Source organism: Deltaproteobacteria bacterium, assembly GCA_016219225.1.
In the GTDB taxonomy this organism is placed as follows: Bacteria; Desulfobacterota; RBG-13-43-22; order RBG-13-43-22; family RBG-13-43-22; genus RBG-13-43-22.
Genome location: JACRBX010000307.1, coordinates 1 through 3,088 on the forward strand (window position 1 = coordinate 1; position 3,088 = coordinate 3,088).

The window sequence follows — 3,088 nt, forward strand, 5'->3', positions numbered from 1 at the left end:
GATGATTTGAAGATCATCGAAACGTTTTTCCCCAGGGAAGAGGAAGAAGCCGAAACTATTTTTTCAAAAGGGATTCAGGATATTAATAGTTCGATACTCCAGCCCTTTGCCTTGAATGATGTCATCAGGATAGCCCTTGAAACCATCCACCGGGGACTGCAAAAGGCCGGGATTTCAAGGACCCTGTTTTTTGTTAGAGATACTCAAAAACCCATTATGCGCATCAGATCGGGATTCGGGGACCGTATTGAAGAAGCCAGGAATGGGTTCGTGATTGAGATAAGCGGATCCAAAGATATATTCAACACCGCCATTTTCAAAGGCAGCGACCTGGTCATCCAGGATATTTCTTCCCGGGAAATAAACAATCTCATCCCTTCCTGGTACCAAAAGCAGGTCCGGTCTCCTGCTTACCTGATCTTGCTACCGATAACCATCAACAAAAAAAGCATCGGCCTGGTTTGTCTTGAAGGAGAACAAAAAGGCTTCAAGGATATCTCGAAGGCCGATCTCAATTACTTGAGAATCCTTCGGGACCAGATCGTCGTGGCCGTCAGTCAGTTGGCCTCTGAAAAGTAATCCGGCTTTCAATTCAACTCGAACAGATTTTATCCATTCATGAGGGGGCATTATGTTTTTAGACGATCCAGGAATTTATTATGAAGTTCATGGAAAGGGAAGGCCGCTGGTTTTCCTGAACGGCATTATGATGAATACGCTGAGTTGGGTGGAACATGTGGCCAGACTCAAGGATCATTTCCAACTCATTATTTACGATATGCGGGATCAGGGACAATCGAATCGACTGGCAGAGGGCTACGATAACCGCATTCATGCCGAAGACCTCAAGAAACTCCTCGATCATTTATCCCTACCCAAGACCCATCTCTGCGGCCTTTCCTACGGCGGCCAGGTGGCCTTGATTTTTTCATTAAAATATCCGGAAATGGTCGACAAGCTGGTCCTTTCCAATACCTCGGCTTATGTCGATCAATATCTTCTTTCCATGGGGGAGATGTGGAAGAGGGCCGCCCGGTTATATGACGGGGAGGCCTTCTTCGACCTGGCCCTGATCCCAATCTATTCCCGGGCCTTTTACAACAACCATTATGATTGGCTGGCCAACCGACGGCAGCTTTTTAAGGATTTTCTGACCAGGGAATGGTTTGACGGCTTTATCAGGCTGGCCTCCTCCAATGCCACCTATGATCTGAGAGCGGAAATGGCCGCCATAAAACATCCGACCCTGCTGATCGCCGCCCAGGAGGACATCATAACACCCTATGTCCAGATGCTTGAAATGAGCCGGGCCATGGCCAACTCCCAGTTTGTCTGTATCCCTGAAGCCGGTCATGCGGCCTTTCTGGAAAAGATCGATACCTTTTGTACCCTGGTGAAAGGTTTTTTGGGCTAAGGAAGAGACTGAAAGTTCAATGAGGCCCTCTGGTTGGCAAGGTCAGGAACCCCGACTGGCGATCCAGATCATGTGATGTCCTCCGCCTCGAGGACCTCGAGCCCTTGCTTCGACCTCTTCCACCTCGAAGCCCGTCCGGCGTAAACGACGGCTAAAGGTCCGATTGGAACCGGTTGACCAGATGGCTAAAACACCCCCAGGACGCAAGGCCCCGAAGGCGGCCTCCAATCCGGCCCGGGTGTAATGCCAGTCATTGGCCTTTCGGATCAGGTCTTCCGGGCCGTTATCTATATCCAGCAAGATGGCGTCAAAGGTTTTGTCCTCCGTCTTGAGAATCCGGGCCACGTCCTCTATTCGGATAATGACCCGCCTGTCCTGAAGAGGATGGCCGGCCAGGACAGATAGAGGCCCCTGGTTCCAGGCGACCACTGCCGGAACCAATTCGGCTACTACCACCAAACTATCGGCCCTGAGTTGGCGCAAAGCTGCAGCCAGGGTATATCCCATACCCAGACCTCCGATCAGGACCCGGACACGAGGATGGCCGGCTATTTTTGCACAGGCCAGGTCGGCCAGGACATCCTCGGATCCATGTCGTCGGCTGTTCATGAGCTCCCGGCCGCCCACCCTGATCGAGAACTCCCGGCCCCGCTGGTAGAGGAGAAGATCTTGGTCGCTTCCGGGCATGCGGACCCTGTCCAGGACCTGCCAGGGAATCACGGGGTCCTCTTTAAAATCCAAAACCCGGTTGTTCCGGCCAAAAGCGAACTGACTAAAACAGCGACCTTAGAATTCCGGAGGTTTGTTCTCATTTTTTAACGAAAACCTTGTTTTTTAGAACTTCCTCGATCTGGTCGAGGTGCATTTTCCGATGATCGGATCGATAAAGCCTGAACCGCTCCCCGAGGCTTTCGATGGCGGCGATCAGCTCCTCAGGGGCCTCTTCCAGTTCCCGGTCAATGGCCTCGGCCGCTGAAACGGCCAGGCCGGCCGCCGCTCTGGGCGGGAGGGCCAGCCACAGGGGAAGGAGCGATTCATTGATGACATCGATATCGATCGAGCAGGGGGCCACCCCATCGGCCGCCCATTTCCGTATCAGGACCAGGGACCTCTGGTCCCAAAAAGCCAGATGAGCCAGGACCACAGCCACGGTCCAATCGGTTCCCATGGGAAGGCTCAGCTCCTCGTCGGTCAGTCGTCCGACGATGGAATGCAGTCTTTCACGCTCCCGGGCATTTTCGGCAACAAAGGGTCTCTCTTCCATAAGGCCTCCTTAATAATTGTTTGATAAATAGTACCAATTCTCTTGCCCGTTGGGAAATGAAAAAATAGCTGTTGAAAAAAATGGCGAATAAGGTAGCATACCCCCATGCCTTCCAAGACCACCCAGGAGCTGCAAGAAAAGATCGCGTTTTATGAACGGGTGCTGGATAACATCCGCAACGGGGTGATGATCACCGATCCCGATGGTCAGGTCATCTTCTTCAGCCGGACCTATGGGAATTTTTTAGGGGTCGATCCCCAGGAGGTCATCGGCAAACACTGCCGCCAGGTTGTGGAACACACCCGGATGGATGTGGTGGCCCAGACCGGCATCCCTGAAATCAACCATCCCCATCGCATCAAAGGCCAGGATATGGTAGTCCAACGGATTCCCATCTATAAGGACGACAA

5 protein-coding genes are annotated in these 3,088 nt (G+C 52.4%); 3 read left to right on the forward strand and 2 right to left on the reverse strand.

Annotation, left to right across the window (positions count from 1 at the left end; translation table 11 throughout):
• Positions 1–579 (forward strand): GAF domain-containing protein (locus HY879_24755; GenBank protein ID MBI5606555.1); only part of this gene is annotated, 579 nt, incomplete at its 5' end.
• A 52-nt stretch (positions 580–631) separates the two neighbouring features.
• Positions 632–1,414 carry an alpha/beta fold hydrolase gene (locus tag HY879_24760; protein ID MBI5606556.1) on the forward strand — a complete coding sequence of 261 codons (783 nt, stop codon included), beginning with the start codon at positions 632–634 and terminating at the stop codon, positions 1,412–1,414.
• 42 nt (positions 1,415–1,456) lie between these two features.
• Here HY879_24760 and HY879_24765 read toward each other — a convergent pair whose 3' ends face one another.
• On the reverse strand, positions 1,457–2,134 hold the full coding sequence (locus HY879_24765; GenBank protein ID MBI5606557.1) for a hypothetical protein: 678 nt from the start codon (positions 2,132–2,134) through the stop codon (positions 1,457–1,459).
• A gap of 88 nt (positions 2,135–2,222) precedes the next feature.
• The gene (locus tag HY879_24770) at positions 2,223–2,678 is read right to left on the reverse strand and encodes a maleylpyruvate isomerase N-terminal domain-containing protein (protein ID MBI5606558.1); all 456 of its coding nucleotides are present in this window, start codon (positions 2,676–2,678) and stop codon (positions 2,223–2,225) included.
• A 105-nt stretch (positions 2,679–2,783) separates the two neighbouring features.
• Between HY879_24770 and HY879_24775 the strand changes: the two genes are divergently transcribed.
• Positions 2,784–3,088, forward strand: a 305-nt coding sequence (locus HY879_24775; GenBank protein MBI5606559.1) for a PAS domain-containing protein, incomplete at its 3' end; no start/stop codon positions are given.

Coding starts and splice junctions, on each gene's coding strand:
- HY879_24770 (MBI5606558.1), bottom strand. CDS start 2,678: ATGGAAGAGAGACCCTTTGTTGCCGAAAATGCCCGGGAGCGTGAAAGA.
- HY879_24760 (MBI5606556.1), top strand. CDS start 632: ATGTTTTTAGACGATCCAGGAATTTATTATGAAGTTCATGGAAAGGGA.